This is a genomic window from Paenibacillus sp. FJAT-26967 (assembly GCF_001541095.1).
Classification (GTDB): domain Bacteria; phylum Bacillota; class Bacilli; order Paenibacillales; family NBRC-103111; genus Paenibacillus_F.
Genome location: NZ_LMXH01000002.1, coordinates 231,811 through 256,696, shown reverse-complemented (window position 1 = coordinate 256,696; position 24,886 = coordinate 231,811). Strand labels below are relative to the sequence as shown.

General features: G+C 48.9%; 25 protein-coding genes. 3 read left to right on the top strand and 22 right to left on the bottom strand.

Translation table 11 applies throughout. The features are described 5' to 3' along the window. From AR333_RS11175 to AR333_RS11140, 8 genes are all read right to left on the bottom strand, one after another. Positions 1-690 (bottom strand): DnaD domain-containing protein, encoded by a 690-nt coding sequence (locus AR333_RS11175; protein WP_068775448.1) that lies wholly within the window; start codon positions 688-690, stop codon positions 1-3. Positions 691-793: 103 nt separating this feature from the next. Beyond that, positions 794-2,098: an asparagine--tRNA ligase gene (gene asnS, locus AR333_RS11170; RefSeq protein WP_172798840.1), complete on the bottom strand. Its 1,305-nt coding sequence runs from the start codon at positions 2,096-2,098 to the stop codon at positions 794-796. Between the two features lie 98 nt (positions 2,099-2,196). Further along, positions 2,197-3,396 carry an acetate/propionate family kinase gene (locus AR333_RS11165; RefSeq protein WP_068775447.1) on the bottom strand — a complete coding sequence of 400 codons (1,200 nt, stop codon included), beginning with the start codon at positions 3,394-3,396 and terminating at the stop codon, positions 2,197-2,199. After that, positions 3,393-4,265, bottom strand: coding sequence for a 3-hydroxyacyl-CoA dehydrogenase family protein (locus AR333_RS11160; RefSeq protein ID WP_068775446.1), 873 nt, complete (start codon positions 4,263-4,265; stop codon positions 3,393-3,395). Before AR333_RS11160 ends, AR333_RS11165 begins: the two co-directional genes overlap by 4 nt. 383 nt (positions 4,266-4,648) lie before the next feature. After that, complete coding sequence (locus AR333_RS11155; protein WP_068775445.1) at positions 4,649-6,169, bottom strand: AAA family ATPase; 1,521 nt, start codon at positions 6,167-6,169, stop codon at positions 4,649-4,651. After that, on the bottom strand, positions 6,166-6,693 hold the full coding sequence (locus AR333_RS11150; protein WP_068775444.1) for a hypothetical protein: 528 nt from the start codon (positions 6,691-6,693) through the stop codon (positions 6,166-6,168). The genes AR333_RS11155 and AR333_RS11150 overlap by 4 nt, the downstream gene beginning before the upstream one ends. 131 nt (positions 6,694-6,824) lie before the next feature. Next, a complete protein-coding gene (locus AR333_RS11145) occupies positions 6,825-7,328 on the bottom strand; it encodes a DUF5590 domain-containing protein (protein ID WP_068775443.1) in 504 nt (167 codons plus the stop codon). A gap of 31 nt (positions 7,329-7,359) precedes the next feature. After that, positions 7,360-8,658 carry an amidohydrolase gene (locus AR333_RS11140; protein WP_068775442.1) on the bottom strand — a complete coding sequence of 433 codons (1,299 nt, stop codon included), beginning with the start codon at positions 8,656-8,658 and terminating at the stop codon, positions 7,360-7,362. 241 nt (positions 8,659-8,899) lie between these two features. Here AR333_RS11140 and AR333_RS11135 point away from each other — a divergent pair, with 241 nt between their 5' ends. Both AR333_RS11135 and AR333_RS11130 read left to right on the top strand, forming a co-directional pair. Continuing rightward, positions 8,900-9,529, top strand: coding sequence for a DUF47 domain-containing protein (locus AR333_RS11135; RefSeq protein ID WP_068775441.1), 630 nt, complete (start codon positions 8,900-8,902; stop codon positions 9,527-9,529). Positions 9,530-9,565: 36 nt separating this feature from the next. Then, positions 9,566-10,579, top strand: coding sequence for an inorganic phosphate transporter (locus tag AR333_RS11130; protein WP_068775440.1), 1,014 nt, complete (start codon positions 9,566-9,568; stop codon positions 10,577-10,579). 73 nt (positions 10,580-10,652) lie between these two features. Here AR333_RS11130 and AR333_RS11125 read toward each other — a convergent pair whose 3' ends face one another. The 14 genes from AR333_RS11125 to AR333_RS11060 form a co-directional block, all read right to left on the bottom strand. After that, a complete protein-coding gene (locus AR333_RS11125; protein WP_068775439.1) occupies positions 10,653-11,300 on the bottom strand; it encodes a redox-sensing transcriptional repressor Rex in 648 nt (215 codons plus the stop codon). Continuing rightward, complete coding sequence (dinG, locus tag AR333_RS11120; protein WP_301336118.1) at positions 11,287-14,217, bottom strand: ATP-dependent DNA helicase DinG; 2,931 nt, start codon at positions 14,215-14,217, stop codon at positions 11,287-11,289. The genes AR333_RS11125 and dinG overlap by 14 nt, the downstream gene beginning before the upstream one ends. 44 nt (positions 14,218-14,261) lie before the next feature. Beyond that, the gene (locus AR333_RS11115; protein ID WP_068775437.1) at positions 14,262-14,873 is read right to left on the bottom strand and encodes a tetratricopeptide repeat protein; all 612 of its coding nucleotides are present in this window, start codon (positions 14,871-14,873) and stop codon (positions 14,262-14,264) included. Between the two features lie 78 nt (positions 14,874-14,951). Next, complete coding sequence (gene panD, locus AR333_RS11110) at positions 14,952-15,335, bottom strand: aspartate 1-decarboxylase (protein ID WP_068775436.1); 384 nt, start codon at positions 15,333-15,335, stop codon at positions 14,952-14,954. A gap of 6 nt (positions 15,336-15,341) precedes the next feature. Then, on the bottom strand, positions 15,342-16,232 hold the full coding sequence (gene panC / locus AR333_RS11105; protein ID WP_068775435.1) for a pantoate--beta-alanine ligase: 891 nt from the start codon (positions 16,230-16,232) through the stop codon (positions 15,342-15,344). A gap of 33 nt (positions 16,233-16,265) precedes the next feature. After that, positions 16,266-17,126 (bottom strand): 3-methyl-2-oxobutanoate hydroxymethyltransferase, encoded by an 861-nt coding sequence (gene panB, locus AR333_RS11100; RefSeq protein WP_068776069.1) that lies wholly within the window; start codon positions 17,124-17,126, stop codon positions 16,266-16,268. 301 nt (positions 17,127-17,427) lie between these two features. Continuing rightward, on the bottom strand, positions 17,428-18,402 hold the full coding sequence (locus AR333_RS11095) for a biotin--[acetyl-CoA-carboxylase] ligase (protein WP_068775434.1): 975 nt from the start codon (positions 18,400-18,402) through the stop codon (positions 17,428-17,430). 18 nt (positions 18,403-18,420) lie between these two features. After that, positions 18,421-19,863: a CCA tRNA nucleotidyltransferase gene (locus AR333_RS11090; RefSeq protein ID WP_068775433.1), complete on the bottom strand. Its 1,443-nt coding sequence runs from the start codon at positions 19,861-19,863 to the stop codon at positions 18,421-18,423. Between the two features lie 32 nt (positions 19,864-19,895). Further along, a complete protein-coding gene (bshA, locus tag AR333_RS11085; protein WP_068775432.1) occupies positions 19,896-21,074 on the bottom strand; it encodes an N-acetyl-alpha-D-glucosaminyl L-malate synthase BshA in 1,179 nt (392 codons plus the stop codon). After that, a complete protein-coding gene (bshB1, locus tag AR333_RS11080) occupies positions 21,071-21,793 on the bottom strand; it encodes a bacillithiol biosynthesis deacetylase BshB1 (protein ID WP_068775431.1) in 723 nt (240 codons plus the stop codon). Before bshB1 ends, bshA begins: the two co-directional genes overlap by 4 nt. Then, positions 21,793-22,212 carry a methylglyoxal synthase gene (mgsA, locus tag AR333_RS11075; RefSeq protein ID WP_068775430.1) on the bottom strand — a complete coding sequence of 140 codons (420 nt, stop codon included), beginning with the start codon at positions 22,210-22,212 and terminating at the stop codon, positions 21,793-21,795. The genes bshB1 and mgsA overlap by 1 nt, the downstream gene beginning before the upstream one ends. 65 nt (positions 22,213-22,277) lie before the next feature. Next, positions 22,278-23,081: a 4-hydroxy-tetrahydrodipicolinate reductase gene (dapB, locus tag AR333_RS11070; RefSeq protein WP_172798867.1), complete on the bottom strand. Its 804-nt coding sequence runs from the start codon at positions 23,079-23,081 to the stop codon at positions 22,278-22,280. A gap of 45 nt (positions 23,082-23,126) precedes the next feature. Beyond that, positions 23,127-23,627, bottom strand: coding sequence for a tetratricopeptide repeat protein (locus AR333_RS11065; RefSeq protein WP_068775428.1), 501 nt, complete (start codon positions 23,625-23,627; stop codon positions 23,127-23,129). Positions 23,628-23,683: 56 nt separating this feature from the next. Then, entirely contained in the window at positions 23,684-24,022 is a 339-nt protein-coding gene (locus AR333_RS11060; protein WP_068775427.1) for a nucleotide pyrophosphohydrolase, read from the bottom strand. 212 nt (positions 24,023-24,234) lie between these two features. Between AR333_RS11060 and AR333_RS11055 the strand changes: the two genes are divergently transcribed. Further along, on the top strand, positions 24,235-24,666 hold the full coding sequence (locus AR333_RS11055) for a hypothetical protein (RefSeq protein ID WP_068775426.1): 432 nt from the start codon (positions 24,235-24,237) through the stop codon (positions 24,664-24,666). The last annotated feature ends 220 nt before the right edge of the window (positions 24,667-24,886 follow it).

Here is a 24,886-nt window from a genome sequence, read left to right as displayed (position 1 = left end):
CTATCTCGAGCCTCTGAATTTCTGCGTAAATTCTTTGGCCTGCTCGACGGTAAAAATCCGGTTACGGCTCCATTCCAGCAGGATGCGGTCAATGTAGCGGAAATGGACTTTTCCGGCAAACACCGCTTCTTTGAGCGCGGCAAGGACAAGTTCTTCCTTGTACTCGTCCCGATCGAGCCAACTGGTAATTGTCTCCAATTCCATCGGTGTCAGCGGACGGGCGAATTCGGCTTCAAAAATCATATACACATTTTTTTCACCGTTCTTATCAGATTCAAGTCTTTGAAGCTCGGCTCGCTCAGCCGCTTCCTGAATCAGGTCCTCGGCATAGAAAGCGGCTATCTTCTCGAACATTTGTCCGAGGTTGTAGCGCTCCGATTGAATACCGGTGTGGGAGTCGATATGCTCATCGATTCCGAGTACTCCATCGTTAACCAGCTTCTGAATCGCCTGGATAACCTGATCCTCCGGAGCTGACATGCGTGCCAGAATTTCATCGTGCGTAGGAAAGTCCTTCTTGTCATTGCCTTGGAAGGCAATCAGATGAATCAGCAGCATTCCTTCAATCTCACTCAGCTTCAGGCGGCGATAATATTTCAGGAGCAGATGGGGAACCGCTACCGTACCTGAGGTCATTCCGGCAAGAATAGCCCGCTGCATCCGATTGCGTTCGGTATCATTCGGTTTCAAAAATCCATCCACCTCTATTCATGCTGGGCAGTCAAATTCTATACTCTGCAAAGATACTGACTAAGCCTATACTTCTCTTAGCAGGCCTAACAATGCGCTATGGTTATGGATACAGTCTGTAGAGCAGACGCGGGAAAGGAATCGTTTCACGTACATGCTCCAGCCCGCAGATCCAGGCAACGGTACGCTCCAGGCCTAGTCCGAATCCGGAGTGAGGAACCGTACCGTATTTGCGTAAATCCATGTACCACTGGTACGCTTCCGAGGAAAGTTCATGCTCTTTGAAGCGCTCTTCCATCAGCTGCGGATCATCAATCCGCTGGCTGCCGCCGATAATCTCGCCGTAGCCTTCCGGAGCGATCATGTCTGCGCATAATACCACTTCCGGACGATTAGGGTCGGGCTTCATATAGAAAGCTTTTATCCCGGTTGGATAATGCGTAATAAAGACGGGTTTGTCATACTTCTCCGCAATCGCGGTCTCGTGCGGAGCACCGAAGTCTTCACCCCACGGGAATTCATGTCCTGCTGCTTGCAGGAATTCAACCGCTTCATCGTAAGTAATACGCGGGAATGGAGCTTGGATCTGCTCGAGTTTCGATATATCCCTGCCCAGTGTCTCCAGCTCGGCGCGGCATTTGCTAAGAACCGTTTGGACCACATGAGAAATGAATTGTTCCTGAACACGCAGGCTTTCCTCGTGATCCACAAAAGCCATTTCCGGCTCAATCATCCAGAATTCAATCAAGTGACGGCGTGTCTTGGACTTCTCTGCACGGAAGGTCGGACCGAAAGAGTACACTTTGCCCAGAGCCATAGCCGCCGCTTCCATATACAGTTGACCGCTTTGAGTCAGATATGCGTCTTCATCGAAATATTTCGTATGGAATAAATTCGTAGTGCCTTCACAAGAGGATGGCGTCAGAATTGGCGGATCCACAAGCTGGAATCCGCGGTCATCGAAAAATTGCTGGATCGCACGGATAATCTCGGCACGAATCACCAGAACTGCACGCTGACGCGGTGCACGAAGCCAGAGATGCCGGTGATCCATCAAGAAATCCACACCATGCTCTTTGGGTGTGATCGGATAATCCTGTGTAATCTGAATGATTTCAACATGCTCGACGGTAAGCTCGAATCCGCTCTTGCTGCGGGGCTCCTCACGAACAGAACCTGTTATATACATGGAGCTTTCCTGGGTCAGCTTCGTAGCCGCTTCCCATACTTCTTCAGGCACTTCGCTCTTTACTACAACCGCCTGTATGAAACCCGTACCGTCCCGCAGCTGCAGGAACTGTATTTTGCCGCTTTTGCGCTTGTTATTCAGCCAGCAGCCGATCGTCACGGATTGTCCCACGTGATTCTTCACTTCATGGATGGTACTTGTTGTTTTGATATCACTCATCTGTCGTCTACCTCCTAAGGCTGACATGGAAAAACGGCTCAATGGCCGTTTGGTTCCATTCCTATTGTACTATATTTGGGACCCGAAAAGAATTCCTTCTACATCATCACCAGTTCATACGTATCACGGGCGATCATCCATTCCTCATTCGTCGGGATAACAAGCACGTCCACGGCTGAGGAGTCCGATGATATCCGTTTTTCGATGCCGCGGCCTGTTTCATTGCGGTGGTCATCGAGCTCAACTCCAAGGTAGGTCAGCCCTTCACATACAGCCTTACGCAAGACGACCGAGTTTTCACCGACACCGGCAGTAAAGACAAGTATATTAATCCCGTTCAAAGCAGCGGCATAGGCACCGATATATTTGCGAACCCGATAGGCGTACATATCGAACGCAAGTTTTGCGTTCTTATCCCCTTCTTGCATCGCTTCCGTGATTTCACGCATATCGCTGCTAAGACCCGAAATGGCCTGCAGTCCGCTGTGCTTGTTCAGCATAGAGTTGACTTCATTAAGCGTCAAATCTTCTTTTCCCATGGCAAAAGTAACCACTGCCGGATCAAGGTCCCCGCTTCTAGTCCCCATCATCATGCCTTCCAGCGGAGTGAGTCCCATGCTCGTATCAATCGATTTGCCGTTGAGAATCGCCGCACAGCTTGCACCGTTGCCGACGTGAGCCGACACGATCTTCAAGTTGTCGAGCGGCTTATTCAAGAACCTCGAAGCCCTCTCGCTCACATACTGATGAGAAGTCCCGTGAAACCCATAACGGCGCACTTTGTGCTTGCTGTACCAGATCTTCGGGATGGCATACATATACGCTTCAGGAGGCATAGACTGATGGAAGGCCGTATCGAACACAACAACTTGCGGCACATCGCCCATATTAGCCTCTACGGCATTAATGCCGAGCATGTGAGCCGGATTATGAAGCGGCGCTAAATCAAACAAATGTTTAATTTTCTTCTTCACTTCTTCCGTAACAAGTACAGAGGTCGAAAAGAATTCGCCCCCGTGTACGACACGGTGTCCTACAGCATCAATTTCTTTAATCGAGTGAAGAACTCCGAATTCTTTATGAACAAGCATATCGAGCACTTTTTTAATCGCAGTCGTGTGCTCCAGAATTTCGCTCACTTCCCGGACTTCGCTTTTACCTTCCGGTTCGTGGGTCAGTATGGCGGAATCCAGGCCAATTCGTTCTACACGGCCTTTAGCCAGGACCGATTCATCATTCATATTGTACAACTGATATTTAACAGAAGAACTTCCTGCATTGATTACGAGTACATTCACATTCGGTCACCGTCCTTATCATAGCGGAAAAAGCCTTCCCCTGTTTTCACTCCAAGATGTCCGGCATGAACCATCTGCTTCAATAGGAACGAAGGGCGGTATTTGAGATCGCCGAATTCCCTGAACATGCGGTCCAGTGCGGCCAATACCGAATCCAATCCGAAGCGGTCCGCCATTTCCAGCGGTCCGTAATGGAATTCATAACCTTTTCGCATAGCAAGATCAATATCTTCAGCTGATGCAACCCTCTCTGCCAAAGTATGAACCGCTTCGTTAATTAACAAACATATGAGCCGGGAAGTAACGAATCCGGGGGACTCGTACACTTTGATAGATGTTTTCTGAATAACGTCTTCAACAAAATTACGTGTCAGCTTATACGTGTCTTCCGATGTTTTGAGGCCCCGGATAATTTCCGCCAAATCTATCTTTGCTACCGGATGGATGAAATGAAGTCCAATCACCCGTTCCGGATTCTTAGTCGCAGATCCCAGCTCAGTTAAACTGAGGGTTGACGTATTAGAAGCCAGAATCAACTCTTTCGGACAAATTTCGTCAAGTTTGCGGAATAATCTTTTCTTAAGTTCCAGATCTTCCGAAATCGTTTCGATGACCATGTCGCATGATGCCGACTCTTTGAGGTCAATCGTTTTATGTATACGGGAAAGAATCAGTTTCTTCTCCGAAGCTGTAATCGCCCATTTTTCCATTTGCTTGTCCAGGCTCAGCTCAATCATCGCCCAGGAGTTTTCCATTTTTTCTATGGTATGTTCAATAAGAACGACTTCCAAGCCTTTTCCAGCCAGCATTTCCGCTATCCCCTGGCCCATCGTTCCGCCGCCAATTACGCCAATTTTTTTATAATGCATCCCTAATCTCCTCTTCTCCAGTTATTCTAGGGGTGTCTTACATATTCTCTTTCTACGTTCATCTTACATTGTTTATAAGGTCATTACAGTAGTATACACAAAACGTTCAAATGCATTTCTACATATGGACATAATCTGCTTATAAAATGCGGCTGGCAAGTTTTATATTATACTCGTGAAAGCTGTAGTTAGGCAAGAACAAATTCGACAATTTTCTCTTTTTTTAGACATTATTTTATCTGCTCTCTTTAGTATCGTTTATCCTTTAAACTTTTAAATGAAACCCCTTACAGAACATCTTCGGGATTAAATCATATGAAATGAAAAACCTGCCATCGCTTAAGACTAGCGACAGCAGGTTATGCGGGAGACCATTACATTTATCAGGCAAGCACGGGCTCTAGATGTCTTTTGCTTCCTTCGAGGAGTTCCCGGAATTGCTGGCCCGAGATCACTTCTTCCTTCAGAAGAATATCCAATGATTGTTCGAAAACAATCCGGTGTTTGATCAATTGTTCCTTTGTACGTTCCATGAGACCATCGAGAATCTTGTTATTCTCATCCATCAGTACCTGCTGCGGAATCATCTTAAGGTCAACGATACCCAGTGATGTCAGTCCTGAAGTTATCATCGTGCGAACCATATCAATCGATTTCTCAAAATCATTGCTGGACCCCGTGCTGCGTCCGCCGTAAATGATTTCTTCGGCCGCTGCTCCAGCCAGCGCGATCATAATCTGATCTTCAATCGCCTCGCGGGAGTACAAATATTGATCCTGCGGAGGATTATGGCGAACGTATCCGAGCGCCTTACCCCGCGGACGTAAAGATACTTGAGCAACCGATTCCGGCCGTACCAGTTCGGCAATAATAGCATGGCCCAATTCATGGTAAGCCACTCTGATTTTCTCTTCCTGCGTCGACTCCCGGTCCGTCTGCTCTCCCATCATAACCTTGTCAATAGCGGCAAGCAGATCCTTCTGCAGTACTTTGTCCTGCTGACCGCGAAGCGCATAGATAGCTGCTTCATTGAGGACGCTTTCGAGCTGCGCACCCGAGAATCCGAATGTTTGCTCTGCAATTTTAACCAGATCAACACCTTCGTCCATCGGCTTGTTGTCGGCATGAATCTTCAGAATCGACAAGCGGCCTTTCTTATCAGGCAGTTCTACATCGATATGGCGGTCAAACCGGCCCGGGCGCAGAAGTGCCGAATCCAGCATTTCCTTCCGGTTCGTTGCTGCCATTATCAGAATGCGCGGTGTCGTATTTGTATGAAGTCCATCCATTTCGGTCAACAGCTGATTCAAGGTCTGGTCATACTCGCGCTGCTGTCCGCCATCGCGCTTGCCGCCGATTACATCAATTTCATCAATGAAAATAACCGCATTCTGTTTGTTTTCCTTCTGGGCTTTGGTCCGCGCTTCCTGAAAAAGCGTTCGGATGCGGGAAGCACCGACTCCGACGTACATTTCAACAAACTCACTGCCCGAAGCTGCGATAAAAATCGAATTTGTATGATGGGCAGCGGCTTTAGCCATAAGTGTTTTACCTGTTCCCGGAGGCCCGGTAAGCAGAATCCCCTTCAAAGGACGGATGCCTAGTTTCTTCGTTTCTTCCTGCTTCACGAGAAAATCCAGCGCTTCCACCAGTTCTTTCTTCGCGCGTTCCTGACCGCCAATCTGATCGAAGCTCAAATAGGCTGGCTGGCGGCTTCGGTTTCGGGTACCCGAGCCTGCACCGATTCCGATGCCGGATCCGCCTTTGCTTTTCATCATGAAGAATACTGCAGTAACGAGAGCGGCTGCGAATAAGAGCGGAACGACATTAATTCCAATAAAGGCCAGAAAGATAAAGAAGACAGGTACCGCGCCAATCAAAATTTCTTTGATATATTTAATCATTTAAACACCCCAACTTTTTCGGGATTTCTCGGAAGAATTATATATTTATCATGATCGTCTTTTTTCAGATGAACATAGACGTTCTTGTCATCCATTTCGGTTTTAACCTGCAAACCTTTTCCGTTGGCTTGTTTCTCAAGCGCTGCCGGTATCTCGGCATAATGACGGGTTTCCATTGCTTGTGCCACATCGAATAGTGCGTTGGCCCACCATTTCTCAAGTTCCGGTGATTCCGCAGTGTTTACCGAAAGTTTGACCTCACGGCTTCCGATCGTTGTTTCGCCTTCTTTTGTAATGTGATTGTAGACTTCTCTTAAACTTACGTCTGGTTTGAGTGATAAACGGATCGTGACTTCTTGATCATTATATGTGACCTGGGATTTTTCCACCCCCGGTGTTTCTTTGACAACGTTACCTAACGGCTTGCCAATCGCATAAGTCTGATAAGCGAACCAGCCGCCAAAAAGAAAGAAGGCAGAGACAACGACACTTAACAGGATGGGCAAGAGACGTATTTTGCGCAAGCTTACGCCCCCCCTTTCTATATCACTAGTATTTAGCAAATGCTATACGATAAGTATATCATATCCCCGATTCAATGAGCAAAAAAAGAGCTGGAATTGTTGACAAATTAACGAATTGACAAAAGCTCAACCTATTGGAGGCTGAGCTTGAAAGTGTCAATATAACTGCCGGTTCTGAAATTGTAATAATCATAGTAATGCCGGTCATTTTCGTCTTTATAGAAAACTTCCCATACGTATTCGCTTTTATATTCTCCTGCGTTAACACGCATAATATCAAGCTTCGGGTTCTTTTGGAGCAGGGCGCTTCTAATCGCCTCTTCCGTCACGGCTCCATCGGTCATTTCCACATGAATCTCTTGTGCGGCCGGCTCCGACTTGTCTTCCTTGATAGGAACCCATACGACCATGCTGCTGCCTTGTTTGTCTTTTCCATAAATAATCTGGTAAGAACGTGAACCGTGAAAAGCCTCTACTCTCTCCGCTTGACCCAGACTCGTACTGGCCAGTGCGGTCTGTACGGCTTTGGTGTTCGACTGCCAATAATCTGTCTGGACACTGACATAAAACCGGTTCACCAGAAAGCCTGTCGTCAGAAGAACAAACAAGCCGATCCATATCCCTTTCCTCAGCACTTCATCCCTTCCTTTCCATTCTGCATCAGGGTCAGCCTTTCGTCAGTTGGGTGAAGGTGTCTTCAAACTCGCGCTTGATCTTCTCCTCATCCAGTGTCAAACATTCCCGGCCGCGGACAATGCATTGTCCGTCCACATATACGTCTACAACATCATGAGCGGATGCGGAGTATACAATATGGGAAACATAGTCTGTACGAGGGAGCAAATGCGGCTGATCCAGATCCAGTGCGATAAAATCAGCTTTCATCCCGGCTTCGAGTGTTCCGATATCGTCAAGCCAGATCGAGCGCGCTCCCATTGAAGTTCCCATGCGGAAAGCCTCGGCAGCCGGAACGGCCAGGGGATCACCGGAGACCCCTTTATGAATAAGGGCCGCCAGACGCATTTCTTCAAACATATCCAAGTTGTTATTGCTTGCGGCACCGTCTGTACCCAGCGATACCTGAATCCCGGCCCGAAGCATATCCGGAACTCTTGCTACACCGCTCGCCAGCTTCAAATTACTGCCCGGGTTATGGGACACCCCGACATTGTATTTGGCCAGGATTGCGATTTCTTCATCCGTCAGGTGAACGCCGTGCGCAACCAGCGTAGGGCGCGTAAAGACACCGAGCTTCTCCAAATGCTGCACGGGTCTGAGCCCGTACTGCTCCACATTGGCCTCTACTTCTCTCTTCGTTTCGGACATGTGCGTATGAATAGGCAGGTCCAGATCGTGGGCAGCCTGTACGAAACGCTCGATATAGTCCGGCGGACATGTGTAAGGTGCGTGTGGTGCCATCATGGTTGTAATTCTGCCATCCGCTGCTCCGTTCCAGTCTTTGGCGAATGCGATCGCTTCCTTCAGCTTGAACTCCTGAACATCTTCGGGACACAGGCCGATGACTCCACGGGTAAGGCGGGCTCTCATCCCGGAATCGGATACCGCCTGTGCGACTTCATTCATATGATCATACATGTCGACAAATGTCGTTGTGCCGCCTTTTATCATTTCAAGGATGGCGAGAAGTGTTCCGCTGCGCACCCCGGCAGGTCCGAATTTCTCTTCCATCGGCCACATCTTCTCTTCCAGCCACACCTGGAGGGCGAGGTCGTCTCCATATCCGCGCAGCAGCGTCATCGCTGCATGACCGTGAGTGTTTACCAAGCCCGGCATGTATAATTTACGGTCGCCCCGGATAATTTCGTCATAATTCTCGAGAGGTTCTGGAATTTCCTTTCCTATATATGTAAGGCTATTTCCTTCGATTACCATACAGCCTTCCAACACATTCTCTTCGGTTCTTCCGGTAACGAAAGTGCCGTTAATAATTATTGTTTTTTTCACAAAGTATCCTCATTTCCGTTTAAACTGCCGAAATCGGCAGTTATTCATATGATTTCAATGTACAACTTCGCCTATCTAAAATCAAGCAGGGCCTCAGGTTCGAAAATTCGACTACTCAGTCATTGATTTCTGGGGAAATATTATGATATTTTTAAGTTTGTGAGTTTAAGCTACAATTTTCTACACACATTATACTTAACTTCACGGAATCTTTACATTTGAATTTATAGGAGGAACCGTAATGGCATCGCTTTTTAGCAGTAGAAAAGGAGAGGTCGATTTTTTAAACCTGCTCATCCGAGCGGCAGAAAATACACTCCATGCATCCCAGATGTTCAGAAACGCGATGATGGGAGACAAGATTCCGGCAGACTTTTTTCAGACGATCAAAGAAATTGAAAGCAAAGGTGATCAAATCACCCATGAAATCTTTAAAGAACTGAATAAAGTGTTCATCACTCCGATCGATCGTGAAGATATTATGGAGCTTGCATCCAAGCTCGATGATGTTCTCGATGGAATCGAAGCGACTGCCGCACGTTTTGATTACCTCAATATCGGACAAACCGATAAAGTTATGCAGGAATTCTCCGCGGTCATTGTATCCAGCTGCCAGCATATGCTCGATGCCTTTAAATTGCTTTCCAAGAAAAAGTACATGCAGATCCCGCAGCATACGCTTGAAATAAATTCGCTTGAGAATGAAGCGGACCGTCTAATGCGTGAAGGAATCCGGGAAATTTTCTTGAAAAAGAGCGATCCTTATGAAGATTTCAAGCTGAAAGAACTTTATGAACGTCTTGAAGAAACCACCGATGCTTGTGAAGACGTCGCCAACATTTTGGAAAGCGTCGTGCTACGCTACTCGTAAGCCCGGCCCTCGTAAACGCTTAGGAGGATTTTTTTCATGACTACTTCAGTAATCATTACATTGATTGCAATTGTATTTCTTGCACTTGCGTTCGACTTTATTAACGGCTTTCACGACACGGCCAATGCGGTGGCAACGTCCATTTCTACCCGTGCACTAAGCCCGAGGACAGCTATCATTATGGCGGCTATCCTTAACTTTGTCGGTGCAGTGCTTTCAACCGGCGTAGCCAAAACCATCGGCAGCGGAATTGCTGAGCCGAACAACCTTCCTCACGGGGAGTATATGGTTATAGCGGCCTTATTGTCTGCGATATTCTGGAATCTGCTTACCTGGTATTACGCAATCCCTTCCTCTTCCTCCCATACGCTGATCGGTTCATTGATTGGAGCTGTTATGGCGGGTGCTGGTATCGAAGCTTTGAAGTGGGGAGGAATCGGCAAAATCGTCCTTATTCTGATTTTGTCGCCCATTGCAGCCTTTATTGCCGGGTTCCTGATCATGCTTCTAATCAAGTATATTGTCATCTGGACAGGCAATAAATCGCGTTCCAAGCTAAACCGAGTCTTTAAATTTTTCCAGATCATATCGGCTGCACTCCTGTCTTTCTCTCACGGAGGCAACGATGCCCAGAAAGCAATGGGAATTATCGTGTTCGGTCTGGTAGCAGCAGATGTACATACAGGCACGGACGTTCCTTTATGGGTTAAGATCGCCGCGGCTACCGCAATGGGACTTGGAACCTCTATCGGCGGTTATAAAATTATCAAAACCGTCAGCAGAAACTTGACCAAAATCGAGCCGATTAACGGATTTGCTTCGGATCTGACCTCTTCTATCGTGATCCAGTCTTCGACTTTAATGGGGATGCCGCTTTCAACAACTCATGTTATTTCATCTTCCATTATCGGAACAGGATCGGTGCTGCGTTTTCATGAAGTGAAATGGGGTACCGTTACGAAGATGCTGATTACTTGGGTCATTACGATTCCGATCAGTGTCGTCTTATCCTATCTGATCTATACCGTGATGTTTAAGTTCTTCCTTTAATAAACAACTAGTCCGTAAAAAACCGCCGTACAGCCTTGGAGAGGGCTGTACGGCGGTTTTTGTATGAAATCAGCTAATGATCTTCCTGCACTTCTAAATCGTCTGCCAAGTAATATGCGAGGCTCTGAAGTTCTGCTGTAAAGTCTGCATGATGGACACGAATTTCTTGAGGGACTTTCAGAATGGAAGGAGCAAAGTTCAAGATGGCTTCGATTCCCGCTTTCACAAATTCATTGGCTACATTCTGAGCTTCCGCTGCCGGTACGGTAATAATCCCGATGCGGATCTTCATCGCGCGGATAGTCTCTGCCAAATGTTCCATAGGCTGGACATTCATATTGTTGATCGTCTGACCTATTTTGTCGGCAGAAACATCAAAGATAGCTACGATTTTCATCTGGTCGCGAAGATAAATATTATAATTGCACAGCGCCCTGCCCAGATTACCAGCTCCGACAAGGGCAACCGGAAGCTGCCTGTCCAGCTTAAGAATCTGACGAATTTTCTCAATTAAATAATTGACATCATACCCGATTCCTTTTTTGCCGAACTCTCCGAAATAGGCCAGATCTTTACGGATCTGTGCAGGGTTCAGGTTCAATTTCTGTCCCAAATCTTGTGAAGAAACAGTGAGTACGTTCTTCATAGCCAGTTCATTTAGAAACCGCAGATAAATCGGCAGCCGCTTAACGACTGCCTCGGATATTTTAATTGACTTCAACCGTGTTCTCTCCCATCCATTCCTGAATTCGCGGTACTATAGCCTCAACCGGCATATGCTCGATTTTGGGTCCCGGTAGTGAATAGAGGAAGTGTTTGCCGTATTGTGTTTCGATGACACGGGTATCGTAAATAAGAACAATTCCTTTATCGGATGAGCGGCGGACAAGGCGTCCGAATCCCTGTTTAAAGCGAATGACTGCCTGCGGTACCGACAGCTTCATAAACGGGTTCTGATTCTGTCTCTTCAAATTCTCGCTCTTCGCTTCAACAAGCGGATGGTTCGGCGGCTGGAAAGGCAGCCGGACAATAGCCAGGCAGGTTAAAGCGTCTCCCGGGATATCCACACCCTCCCAGAACGAATTCGTACCTAGCAATACGCAAGCTCCGTGGTCCTGAAACAAACGGGTCAGCTTGCTCCGGTTGCCGCTGTCCACCCCTTGTCCGAGCACGTGGATGCCATGAGGCTTCAAATTGCTCTTGAGGACGGCATGGGCCTGCTTCAGCATACGGTTGGACGTAAACAGAATCAGCATCCGGCCTTTGGTCGCTATCGCGACTTCCGTCAAGGAATCTGTCAGAGCTTGCAGGAACTCCTCCTCGCCGCTTCGACCCTTGATAACAGGAAACCCTCTCGGTATACAGACAAGGGCCTGCTGACGGTACTGAAACGGCGAAGGAAGCAGAACGGTGCGCAGCTTTGCCTTGCCTGACTCTTCATTCGGCTCGGCAGGCTGCTTCAGGCCAAACTGATCCAGCGAATACTGGAATGACTTATTAACCGATAAGGTCGCGGAGGTCATGATGACACTGTCTTTATTCTCGAAAAAATGTTCCCGGATCAGCGGGCTTACATCCATGGGTACGCTGATGAGACTGATGGAGCGGCTCTTGCTGTAAGTTCCCGCTTCTATCCAGTACACGAACTGGTCGTCCGACTGTTTCATAAAGAAACGTAAGGTTTCTTTAATATTCTGAAGTTCTTTGCCGACGCCGCTGAGATCCGTGACAAAGCTCTGGAGATCGTATTCCTCCTGAACTTCCTTCATATCCTGGACCATCGAATCGATCGATTTGTGAACCTCTTGCAAATGAAGATACAAATTATCTTCCAGGGCCATCAGGTCCTTCCAGTTCGAAGGAAGTGAATCTTTCTTGAGCCGCATGACGAGCTGCCCGGGGTCGATTTGTCCCGGCTCCGCATTCGTCTGCAAAAGTTCATACAACTTCTCACATAAGAAGTCCCATTCTTCCTTAATCGTGATGAGCTTCGGATACAGATGATCAATCCCGCTCATCCAGGTGGCTGCCCGGTAATCATCGTTATACCGCTGCAGCTTGGTGCGGAGCATGGGAAGCTGTCCGTTTTTGCTATCTTTGAATAAGAACAGAAGCCAGTTCGTCAGCCCAAGGTGATGCAGATCTTTACCGAGATGCTTGCTGGCGACCTCTTCAAAATGGTGAGCCTCATCGAGCACCAGCCTCTTGTATGCGGGTAGAACCCGGTTCTCCGCCTTCATGTCCGTAAACAGCAACGAGTGATTCGTTATCACGACGTCAGAATTGTTCGCTTCATGCCGTGCACGATGATAAAAGCATTTCTTGAACCACGGGCACTGCCGGTTCTGGCACGATTCGGCATCACTGGAAACCGTATGCCAGAAGGCAGCACCCTTGTTGCCGAAGTGCAGCTCTTCCTCATCGCCTGTCTTCGTCTCGCTGAGCCATACCACCATCTGAGCGGCAGTAATGGCGTCTTCTTTACCCGGATCAAAATCCAGCGTATTAATGCGGTTCTCAAACTTGCGTAAGCACAGATAATGACTGCGGCCTTTCAAGACAGAAGCACGAAAGCCGATTGGAAAAATATCGTGCAGCAGCGGAACGTCCCGTTCCCGGAGCTGCTCCTGTAAATTAATGGTATGAGTGCTGACAACCACTTTCTCGTCATTTTTAATTCCGTAGTACAGCGATGGAATTAAATAACCCAGCGATTTACCTGTACCGGTACCGGCCTCAATCATTAAATGCCTGTCTTCTTCAAAGGCCGATTCAATTTCGTGAATCATCATTTCCTGGGCTTCGCGGCTTTCGAAATGCTCAAATTTCTTCTGCAGAGCGGATTTGACTTCTTCATACACTTCGTCGAAATCCGGATTTAGCTCCAGAACGTCGCTCTCATCACGGACAGGTGGCTCGTCCCCCCAATCCTCCACGTTCAATGCAAACTGCCGGAAGTATTGGTGGGCGTCTTGGTCCAGCGGCGTCTGGTGCTCTTTGTAACGTGCGGTTTCAGAAAGAAACCAGCCCAGGTCACTATTCTCCGCCGGAAGCAGATGCGCCAGCCTTTGTACCGTTAGGAGCGGCAGCGAAAATAACCGGTTTACACTCCGGATCCAAATTTCTGCTGTTACATCGGCATCGCTGTCCGCCTGGTGAGGACGCTCATGAACGATTCCGAAAGCTCCTGCAACCATCCCAAGCTGATAAGTCGGCAGAGAGGGGTACATAATCCGGAGCATATCGATCGTGTCCAGCACACGTCCGCTGAAGTCAGGATAGCCTGTTTTGCGAAGTGCACGCTGAAGAAAACCCAAATCGAAGGCAGCATGATGAGCGACCAGCACACAATCGAATAAGAGCGGGTACATTTCACCCATAATCTCATCCAGCTTCGGCGCATGCTCTACCATTTCGTCGGTAATGCCTGTTAGTTCTGTAATCGAAGAAGGTATACTAACCCCTGGATTTACCAGGGAAGTATACCTGTCGGTCACTTCCATATCATCTATAATAACCAGCCCTACTTGAATCAGTTCGTCCGCAGGACCGGTTCCTGTCGTTTCAAAATCCAAAACAGCAAATTTCATAAGTTCAAGCCTTCTCCCTTTCCCAGCTTCTCTCTTATCATACCACAAACGAAGAGCCGCAGGGAAAACGATTCTTTACATCCTTATGACTCCTATTCATCTGAAGCGGATAAAAGCTCAAGACAATCCGGATCGGCGTGATAAGCTTTCTTAAAATATTCCAGCGCCTGTTCCAAATTGCGGTTCTGAAACTGGATGCAGCCCATAGCATTGTAAGACAAAGCCTTCATCTGAGCATTCTCGGTCAAGTCCACAAGCAGACTAAAGTGCCGGGCGGATTCACCTGTGTTACCTTTGCGCAAATACCCCATGGCCAGATATGCCCGCGCAAGAAGAAAGTCAGGCTCACGGTTGACAAGCATCTCGAACTCATGAATAGCCTGATCATACATAAGCAGCTTGTAATAGCCCTGACCGCGGATAAACTCCTGAGCGGATTTTCCTTCAACCGGGACGGGTTCATGTGCACAAGCTGAAGCAGGATGCTCCTGAACCGGTTCCGGCTGCGGTTCATCCGGAAATACCAGCGTCTGTCCCAGCTTTTCCTCAAACAATAACCACTGCTCGATGCAGTCATCGCTTATCGCTTTGAGAGCCTGCAGTTCTTGCTGGAGCTCAGCCCTCAAAGCGCCCGATGCACTCGGCATCTGCCGGAGAATATCATCCAGAACGTCATTCATTGTAGCGAACAAGTGTTTGAACAATGCGCATCCCACCTTCGGCTTTGCTGTCGTACACTCATTCTGCGTTGCCGAAGGGCTTTTCATGCAAGGTACCAGCCGTTACAGAACGGTTGAATGCATTTCCTCTTTTAACAGCTCAGCAATCTTATTGTTCGGACCCATAATGGCTACCGCGGGTTTATGGCGGCGGGCTTCTTCTTCAGTCATCATGGCATAAGAGACAATAATGACGGTATCCCCCGTCTGTACAAGACGAGCGGCAGCTCCATTGAGACAAATCACGCCAGAGCCGCGCGGACCCGGAATAATGTAGGTTTCCAGACGGGCGCCGTTATTGTTGTTCACAATCTGGACCTTCTCATTCGAGAGCATGTCTACAGCATCCAGCAGGTCTTCATCAATCGTAATACTTCCGATATAATTTAAATTCGCTTCCGTCACGGTAGCGCGGTGCAATTTAGCTTTCATCATAGTTCTGAACATGACAGATCACTTCCCCAAGGATAAGATAAGGTTATCAATCAAACGAGTCGAGCCGAATTTGACGGCCAGAGCTGCAATTAGGGTAACGGTTTCGCCTGAAAAGACAGTATCGATCTTGTCCAGCTGCGGATACGTCAGCACCTCGACATAGTCGATTTCAGCCAATGAGGAATGGGCTGTAATAAATTCCTGGATCAGTTTCCTGAGATCTTCTACAGCAAAAGAAGGATGTTCCATCATCCAAGTTTCGGCAAGATTCAATGAGCGGCTGAGCACAAGTGCTTGTTCACGCTGCTCCGGAGATAAGAATACATTGCGCGAGCTGAGGGCAAGTCCGTCCTCTTCACGCAGTATAGGGCAGGCTACAATCTCTACAGGCATATTCAAATCACTCACCATCTGGCTGATGACAGCGACCTGCTGAGCGTCCTTCAGGCCGAAGAAAGCTTTGTCCGGCTGCACAATGTTCAGCAGCTTGGCGACCACGGTAGTCACGCCGTCAAAATGCAAGGGCCGCGAAGCTCCGCAAAGCACTGAAGTTATCTCCGAAACGGATACTTTCGTGCGGCTGGAGCGAGAACCCGGGTACATTTCTTCCACCTGCGGCAAAAAGACAAAGTCCACACCTGCCGCTTCCGCTACCTTCAAATCGCGCTCCGTGTCCCGCGGGTAACGGTCCAGATCTTCATTAGGCCCGAATTGCAAGGGATTAACGAATATGCTTAAAACCACGATTTCTGAAGCCTCGCGGGCAGCCTTCAACAAGCTCGCATGTCCCTCATGAAGGTAGCCCATCGTCGGTACAAGACCGACGGGAGCTTTCAGTCCCGTACCCAGAGTTTCTTTCTTCTCTTCCAGCTTGCTCCTGAGCAGAGCGATGCTTTGAATAACTTCCAACGTAATTCTCTCCTTTAGGCCTTGCGTCTGCCTTTATTTCAATGTAGAGCCATACAAATATTGGAGAACCTCATTATCGCCCTTGAACCCGTGCGACTCCGAAGGGAATTTACGGCTTTTCACATCACTTACGTAATCTCCGAACCCATCGCGAATGGCCCGCCCTACCTCAGCATATACCTTAACGAATTTTTTGCGGCGGTCATCCGGATCATAGGCCAGCATATCATGGAAGACTAGCACTTGTCCGTCACAGGAAGCGCCTGCGCCAATGCCAATCGTAGGAATCGACAACTGTTTCGTGATCCATTCCGCGAGTTCTTCTGTAATTAACTCAAGGACAACCGCAATTGCACCCGCTTCCTGCAATGCTTTGGCGTCTTTGAGCAGCTTCCCCGCCTGTTCCGAATTTTTACCTTGTACGCGGTACCCCCCGATGACATGGACAGACTGGGGAGTAAGACCCAGATGCCCTACGACCGGGACGCCAGCCAGTGTCAGAGCTTTGACGGCTGGAGCGAGTTCCGCTCCGCCTTCGAGCTTGATTCCCTTAGCCAGTCCTTCGCGCATGATACGTCCTGCGTTATGAAGTGTATGATCCAAACTGCCATGGTAAGTCATAAACGGCATATCCGCTATAACAAAAGCCGATTTGACCGCGCGTGTTACCATTTTCGTGTGATAGATGATTTCATCGAGTGTGACGGGCAGAGTCGATTCCTGTCCCTGTATCACGTTTCCTAACGAATCTCCGACCAGAATCATATCCACACCTGCTTCGTCCGCCAAACGGGCGGATAAAAAGTCGTATGCGGTAACCATTGCAATCGGTTCGTTACTTGCTTTCATTTTTTGCAGCTTGACCGTTGTCACCGGTTTGCGCTCTTGCGCCATATAAATCCCACGCTTTCCTGTAGTATGTGGAACAAAATAAAACCGTGCCATTCCGTCCAAGCCAGTTAAACCGGTTCTGCGCATCAAAAACCCCTTCGGCAAAATAACCGAAAGGGCGCATAGTCAAAGAATCGTCAATCGTGATCCTTCTGTCTCGGTCCTTCAGGCTCAGAGCAGAATCAGAAAACACAAACGTACTTTATGCAATTATGTGACGTGTTAACCATCGCAAGTGCAGTTCTAAAAGATACCGCCTTACGGTGACAGTATACCAAATCCAACTCCATTTGAATAGGTGGTTTTAACGGATATCCACGTCGCCGCTGTATACCCGCACCTTCTCTCCATCCAATTGCCGTACAACTAGAGCTCCGCTTTCATCCAGCGATTCGGCTCTGCCTTCGATGACACCCTGTGCAGTCTTGACGCGGACTTGGCTGTGAAGGGTAACGCTCATAGCTTCCCACATCGTGCGAATCGGGGCAAATCCATTCTCCATGTACAATTGATATAAAGTTTCCAGTTCATTCAAAAAAGAAGCGATCAACGCTTCTCTCATGACAGGTGTCCCTGCTTCAATGGCTAAAGAAGTGGCAACGGCGGCAAGTTCTTCCGGTATATCCTCTTCCGTTAAATTAGCCGTAATCCCGGTCCCCACAATCACATATTTAAGACGTTCGTCTTCCCCGCTCATCTCCAGCAGAATGCCGCTTACTTTCTTGCCTCGCACGAGTAGATCATTGGGCCATTTAATGCCGATATCAATCCCGGTTTCACGCCGCACTGCTCTGCAAAGAGCCACCGCGGTCAGAAGCGTCAGCTGAGGGACAAAATAAACAGGAACCCGGGGTTTGAGAATCAGGCTCATCCAGATACCCTTTCCTTTGGGAGAGTGCCACTTCTTCCCCATCCTGCCGCGGCCTGAGGTCTGTTCTTCTGCGATAACCAAGGTCCCTTCATTCGCTCCCTCAGCCACCAGTCTGTGCGCTTCGTTCATGGTCGACTCCACTTCATCAAGAAGCACGATGTTCTTGCCCATAAAGGAAGTCTTCAGCGCTTCTTCAATGGCTTTCTCCTCGATCCGCTCCGGCTCTTCGATTAGGCAGTATCCCTTGCGCGTGACGGCATCGAAGCGATACCCCTCCTGCCGGAGCCCTTCAATGTGCTTCCAGACCGCCGTACGGCTGCACCCCAATTCACGGCTGATATCTTCACCCGACAAGTAAGAACCTCGATTATGACGAAACAGCTCCAAAATTTGCTTGCGTACCGACATGTTTTTTCAACTCACATTCTATGCATCAGGAAAAGCCGCTTCCAGCAGCGCTTCCCTGTTATTATTCAGTTTGCCGAGCGCAACCCGCTCCGTAAGGGAATTCAATACTTCTCCCAGCCAAGGGCCTGCTTTACGCCCCGCGGCTTCCATAAGCTCGCTTCCGCCGACAGCCAGATCTTTGACTCCGTATACTGGCATATCCGCTATCCACTGCTCACCGCCTGAGAGATATTCCGCTGCGCCTTCTTGGATGAAGCAGAAGAGGTCCCCCAGCATAGCCGCCTGCGCAGCATTAGCGATTTCTTCACCGGAGAGAGCGGCAGCAGCGGCAGGCTCCGTTAACCCGCCCTTATCAGATGTATCGTAACCTGGAGAATTGCGCGCGGCCTCCCGCTGCACCCAAACCAGGTGCAGGAATCCCGCCGCGCGCAGCCAGCCCCGCGCGGCCTCCGTACCGTGACGCAGCACGGCACGCTTGAAGCGCGCCTCACGCGCTTTTGCAGCGGCCGCATCCTCCGGCCGCCCTGCCGCTTCTGCATCACCCCCGCGAAGCAGAAGCGCGTGTACGGCGAGGATATGCGCGATGCGCGTAATATCCTCGCCAGGGAACGTCAGAGCGCGCAGCTCCGCCCTGACAATCTCCTGCTGCTGCGAGCCAATAAGCAGCAGCAGGACCGCCCATCTGTCCTCTTCCTCCTGAAGAGTGGACAGATGGGCAACGGCGGCCTGCGCGGTCTCATCCGCCCAGGCCGCGTAAGGCAGCGCTAGCGGCGTCTTGGCATACCGCCACCAGCCGCTCGCCAGCAGCAGCCGTGCAGCGCGTGAGGGGTCCGCGCCGCCAATCATGCGCTGCAGCTCCGCACGCACCCGCTCCATCGCGATATGCTTCAGGAGCGGAATCTGCCCGAGCAGCGCTGACCATGTAGCCTCCTCGATCTGGAGGCCGTATTCCGCGGCGAACCGGATACACCGCAGCATGCGCAGAGCATCTTCACCGAACCGTTCAGCCGCTTCTCCGACGCAGCGGAGCAGGCTGCCCGCCAGATCTTGACGACCACCGAACGGATCAATCAGCGTCCCGTCCGCATTCATCGCCATCGCATTGATGGTGAAGTCCCTTCGCTTCAGATCTTCCTCCAGGTCTTCGATATACTCGACTCCGGAAGGCCTCCGGAAGGCCTCATATTCCGCTTCCTTACGGAATGTCGTGACTTCAAAGGTGTGCTTTTCCGTAATTACCGTTACGGTCCCATGCTGCAGCCCGGTCGGCACGGTTCGCCGAAAACAAGCAATCACCTCTTCCGGAAGAGCTGAGGTTGCAATATCTATATCTTTAATGGAACGTCCGAGCGTTAAGTCTCTTACAAATCCGCCCACAAAATAAGCCTGATGCCCCGCTTTTTGAAGCTCGGTCAGCACTTCTCGCCCTTCGTTCATCATTTCCTGAAGGTTATCTGCCATTATGGTTCACCCTTGCGTAACCGAAAGAGACGCTAATCGATCTCACACTGCGCTTTCTCAATCCGGTGGGATTCGGGAATCTCTCTTCCGAGAACCCGGTAATAGATTTCCTCATATTGCATCGTGATCCGGTCATTACAGAACGTTGTACGGGCGCGGTCCAGGCACGCTGCGGACATTTGTTCATAGAGCCGATCATTGGTCAAAAGTTCTCTGACATGCTCTGCCATACGCTCCGTATCCCCGATATCCGTCAAAAATCCTGTTTCTCCGTGTGTAACAAGCTCGGGAATCCCTCCGGCCCTGGAACCGACAGTCGGCACACCGCAAGCCATCGCTTCCAAAGCCACTAGACCGAAGCTTTCCTTCTCAGAAGGGAGAAGCATCACATCACCTAACGAAATCAGCTGCGCAACATCATCCTGCTTGCCGCAAAAGGTAACCCGGTCGGACAGTCCAAGCTCTTTCACATGGCTGATGACTTTGGAGAGCTCAGGGCCTTCTCCCACAAATAAGAGCCGGCTTGGCACATCCTTGCTAACCCGCTCAAATACATCGACCACATCCAGAACTCTTTTAACGGGACGGAAATTTGAGATATGGAGCAAAATTTTCTCATCATCGCGCGCAAATTCTTTACGGAGCGTCTCTACGCTTCGCGGATAATAAACACGCTTATCTACAAAATTATATGTAAGATCGATCTCTCTGGAAATATCGAGTGTTTCCCGGGTCTCCTCAATCAGATCATTGGAAACAGCCGTCACAGCGTCACTCTCATTGATCGCATAACGGATCAGATCACTTATGGAGTGATCTTGTGCCAGAACTGTTATGTCGGTACCGTGAAGTGTAGTTACGACTTTAAGCTGAGAACCCACCATCTGCTTGGCGAGAAGCGCACAGACTGCATGGGGAATTGCATAATGCACATGAAGCAGATCCAGACCTTGCATTTGAGCCACCTGAGCCAGCTTACTGGCCAAAGATAAGTCATACGGGGGATACCGGAAGACGTAATAATCACTGACTTCAACCTCGTGATAATAAATGTTACGGTGGAACGTCCCCAGTCTAAACGGCATGCTGTGCGTAATGAAATGCACTTCGTGGCCTTTTTCAGCCAGTAATTTGCCAAGTTCTGTCGCCACAACACCGGAGCCCCCAAGTGTCGGGTAGCACGTAATCCCTATTTTGAGCTTGTCCTTCATATTTCATTTCCTTTCTTGGGCAGAAAGTAATCGACGGAGTAAGGCAGTTTAGACATAAATCCTTCTGCATAGGTGTACATTCGTTTCTGGCCAAGCAGAGCATCCCTGGCTTCTACCCGCTGCAAATAATTCTGATTGATAGGCGTAGCGACGATATCTTTGCCTATTTCAGGAGCTGTGAACTGAGATTTGTAAGCTTTCAGCGCACGTCTTTTGCCTGCGTACACGTCCGAAATATCCACCACAAGATCCGGATCCGCTGTATCGTTTATAAAATAAAAATAAAGACTTTCGACCTGAACCGCTTCGGTCTCCGGAAGGTATCTGCGCAATTTCGCATTAAAAACCGCTTCCTGTACGATACGCGAGCATGCGATATGATCCGGGTGGCGATCTTCCCAATAAGGAGCGAACACGATACGCGGCTTACGGAGCCGAATTTCTTGGGTTACTGCATCTATCTGGTCCTTACTGGTTGCGGACAGCCCCCGGTCAGGCAATCCCAGATTGCTCCGAAGAGACACTCCGAGTACATCGGCCGCTTCATCAGCTTCCAGGAATCTATTCTCAACCGTCCCGTTCGAGGACATCTCCGAACGTGTAAGATCACACAAGCCGACAGTTATACCGGCCCGTGTATGTTTAAGAATCGTACCGGACATCCCGATTTCAGCATCATCTGCATGGGCGCCAAATACGAGAATATCGACCGTCTCCATTAAGCCTCCCCCGGCTTGTACTTGTGGACAAGCTCTCTCCAGGCAAAGTCTCCCCTTTGCAAAGCCCGCACCAGCAGTTCAGCCGTCGCCACATTGGTCGCAAGAGGTATGCCCATCACGTCACAAAGCCGTAGAAGAGCGGTGATATCCGGCTCATGAGGCTGAGCCATCAGAGGATCGCGGAGAAAGATGATCAGATCCATTTCATTTTGTGCCACGAGAGCACCAATTTGTTGATCTCCTCCGAGCGGACCGGACATAAACCGGTGAATGATCAAGCTCGTACTGTCCATAATCCGCTGTCCGGTCGTCCCCGTTGCATAAAGTTGGTGTCCAGTAAAAGCCGATTCATAGGCAATTATGAAATTAACCATTTCATCTTTTTTCCGGTCGTGTGCGATTAGCGCAATATTCATCATTGTCGCTTCTCCCTTCCCTGCCTCCTTGAGGCTGTCTATATGTATGTCATGCAGACAGATGGTTGTTAATCAATAAAATGCTCAAAACCATATACCATGCCGCTGTAGGTCATAACTTTATGAATGGCCGTATTCACTCCAGGCATGTAAGCCGACCGTTCGTAGGAATCATGACGGATCTTCAAAGATTCACCGTGAGCGCCCATAATTACTTCCTGCTGGGCAAAAACGCCCGGCAAGCGCACACTGTGGATGCGGAAGCCGTTATAATAGGCGCCTCTGGCTCCCTCGAGTTTTTCTTCCTCATTGGGATTGCCCTGTCTTATCTCCTCGCGGATCTCGGAAATCATTTCAGCGGTCTTAACTGACGTTCCTGAAGGTGCATCCAGTTTCTGATCACCATGATACTCGATAATTTCCAAGTGAGGATAATATTTAGCTGCCTGAGCGGCGAATTTCATCATCAGAATGGCACCGATCGAGAAATTAGGCGCGATCAGACCGCCAATGTTTTTAGCCTGACACTCCGAATCGAGATCTTTAATTTCCTGAGGGGTGAAACCTGTGGTTCCGATAACCGGACGGACGCCATGGCGGATTGCTAATGACGTATTGGCTACCGCACTCTGCGGAGCTGTAAAATCGACGAGAACATCGGCTTTGGACTCGATCAGAGCCATTTCCAAATCATTGGACATCTTAATTCCGCATGGCGCCTGTCCGACTAATGTGCCGGCATCTACCGGTCCGGATGACCGGTCAACGGCAGCTACCAGCTTCAATTTCGGGTCGCTAAGTACCATCTTAACAACTTCACGTCCCATTCTCCCGCTTGCGCCAGCTACAGCTACTTTAATTGGTTCCATTATTTATCCAATCCTTTCTATCTTGTGCAGAGTCTATGTTCTTCCAAATTAACGCAGCCGCTTGCGGTACTGTTCCAGCATCGCCGCGGCCAGCTCATGCTGCGGATTTAACCGCAGTGCTTCCTTTACAGCCACAAGAGCAGACGAATAATCATCTATTCCGGCGTATGCGGCTGCAAGCCCAAGCTGGGCTTCCACACTAAGCGGGTCAAGCGCAGCCGCCTGCTTCAATAAGGCAACGGCAGTTTGAAACTGTTCAACGGTCTGCTGAAGGTACTTATCGGCCTCCGCTACCAGTGCTTTCGCTTTGAGCGTCGTCAAATGATACAGATAAGTCTCATTCTCAGGTTCAAGAGTTGAAGCAGTCTCCGCATGCTGAAGGGCTTTACTGATTCTGAAATTTCTGGCATAAGTAAACGATAGCTTGTAATGATAAGAAGCATTATCCGGCTCAGCCGCAATGGCCTTCTCGAACCATTCGATTGCTCCTTCAAAGTCATTACTGAGAATAGACTCATAAGCCTTCTGAATTTGAATTTCCCCATCCATCTCCCCACCCTCCTTCTAAGCCGTATACTTTCGGGGGATGGTACAGCATATGAGATCTATTCAGAATCGGTGTTCACTTTCGTCCACCTGTCGGCATCTCGCGTATTGAACTTATGCATTACTTTATCGTGGGCTTCTGTCAGATCGATCCCCAGTGAATTTGCAAAGCAAATGGTAATAAACAAAATATCACCGAGCTCAAGCTCGATGGAATTATCTTCTTCGGAAGATTTCTTAGGTTTTTCTCCAAATTCGTGATTGACTTCCCGTGCAAGCTCGCCAACTTCCTCAGACATACGAGCAAGCATGGCGAGTGGAGAGAAATAACCCTCTTTAAATTGCGATATGTATGCGTCCACTTCCTGCTGCATATCCTTCAGCGAACGTTCTCCCATAGCTTCCCCTTCTTTCTGACACCAGACTTCAATCTAATCAACATCTTATTATAGACTCGTTTGTATTGCAATTTCAGTTTCTATATCTTGCCACCGTGAAGATAAATTGCCGAAACCTGTCTAAGCCCTGTTTTAGAGGACTTTTCCTTGCATGACATTCATGGCGCAGGGTAAACCAATGAAGAGAAAATCTACAGCAGGAGGTGTTCTTAATGAAGCGGTTATTCACTTTGGCAGCAGCGGCTCTTATTAGCTGTGGAATAATCTCTACCGTGCCGGTTCAAGCGGCCGGCACTGGGTATAGCGGTCTAACAGGAAACTCCGAAGCCTATGTTCAAGACCGTTCTTCCTATGGCTCCCAAACCATTCATTCCGGTATAAGCGGTTCTACAGGCCTTTATGATCCGGCCGAATTTTCAAACGGAGGTATCCGTACGAATCAGTCTGCTCCCTTCCTCGAGCCGACTCCCAAACCGGGCAGTTATCCTCCAGCCAAGCCTAACAATATTAACATGATGCAATTTGACAGCAAAATCTCTCCGTCGGCCCAAAAAGGAAGCCGCAAGCTGGATTGGATGGGATTTCTCGGTGTTCTTGGCTTAACTGGCCTAATGGGAAAAACGCGAAAGAAAAATTTTTATTAAATCTTGTGTAAGAATCGTTGCCGTTAAGGGTAAACGTACTTATACAGGAATAATAACTATCCTCTTAAATGTTAACGTGCAGGCCTAGTTACCCAACCTGGCCTGTTTTTTTATACCGGCTTGCACTTTATGTGCCGTCTAGGAGTTACAATCTTTTATTTTTACAGATTTTCCTAATTAAAACGAATACAATAGAAATAAACCCCTCGAAAGGAGGAGT

Excerpts from the sequence above, each read along its gene's own strand:
- asnS (WP_172798840.1), bottom strand. The coding sequence starts at position 2,098 with ATGAGTGATATCAAAACAACAAGTACCATCCATGAAGTGAAGAATCAC.
- AR333_RS11160 (WP_068775446.1), bottom strand. The coding sequence starts at position 4,265 with ATGCATTATAAAAAAATTGGCGTAATTGGCGGCGGAACGATGGGCCAG.
- AR333_RS11155 (WP_068775445.1), bottom strand. The coding sequence starts at position 6,169 with ATGATTAAATATATCAAAGAAATTTTGATTGGCGCGGTACCTGTCTTC.
- AR333_RS11135 (WP_068775441.1), top strand. The coding sequence starts at position 8,900 with ATGGCATCGCTTTTTAGCAGTAGAAAAGGAGAGGTCGATTTTTTAAAC.
- AR333_RS11130 (WP_068775440.1), top strand. The coding sequence starts at position 9,566 with ATGACTACTTCAGTAATCATTACATTGATTGCAATTGTATTTCTTGCA.
- panD (WP_068775436.1), bottom strand. The coding sequence starts at position 15,335 with ATGTTCAGAACTATGATGAAAGCTAAATTGCACCGCGCTACCGTGACG.
- panB (WP_068776069.1), bottom strand. The coding sequence starts at position 17,126 with ATGGCGCAAGAGCGCAAACCGGTGACAACGGTCAAGCTGCAAAAAATG.
- AR333_RS11095 (WP_068775434.1), bottom strand. The coding sequence starts at position 18,402 with ATGTCGGTACGCAAGCAAATTTTGGAGCTGTTTCGTCATAATCGAGGT.
- AR333_RS11090 (WP_068775433.1), bottom strand. The coding sequence starts at position 19,863 with ATGGCAGATAACCTTCAGGAAATGATGAACGAAGGGCGAGAAGTGCTG.
- bshA (WP_068775432.1), bottom strand. The coding sequence starts at position 21,074 with ATGAAGGACAAGCTCAAAATAGGGATTACGTGCTACCCGACACTTGGG.
- bshB1 (WP_068775431.1), bottom strand. The coding sequence starts at position 21,793 with ATGGAGACGGTCGATATTCTCGTATTTGGCGCCCATGCAGATGATGCT.
- mgsA (WP_068775430.1), bottom strand. The coding sequence starts at position 22,212 with ATGATGAATATTGCGCTAATCGCACACGACCGGAAAAAAGATGAAATG.
- AR333_RS11065 (WP_068775428.1), bottom strand. The coding sequence starts at position 23,627 with ATGGATGGGGAAATTCAAATTCAGAAGGCTTATGAGTCTATTCTCAGT.
- AR333_RS11060 (WP_068775427.1), bottom strand. The coding sequence starts at position 24,022 with ATGGGAGAACGTTCGCTGAAGGATATGCAGCAGGAAGTGGACGCATAC.
- AR333_RS11055 (WP_068775426.1), top strand. The coding sequence starts at position 24,235 with ATGAAGCGGTTATTCACTTTGGCAGCAGCGGCTCTTATTAGCTGTGGA.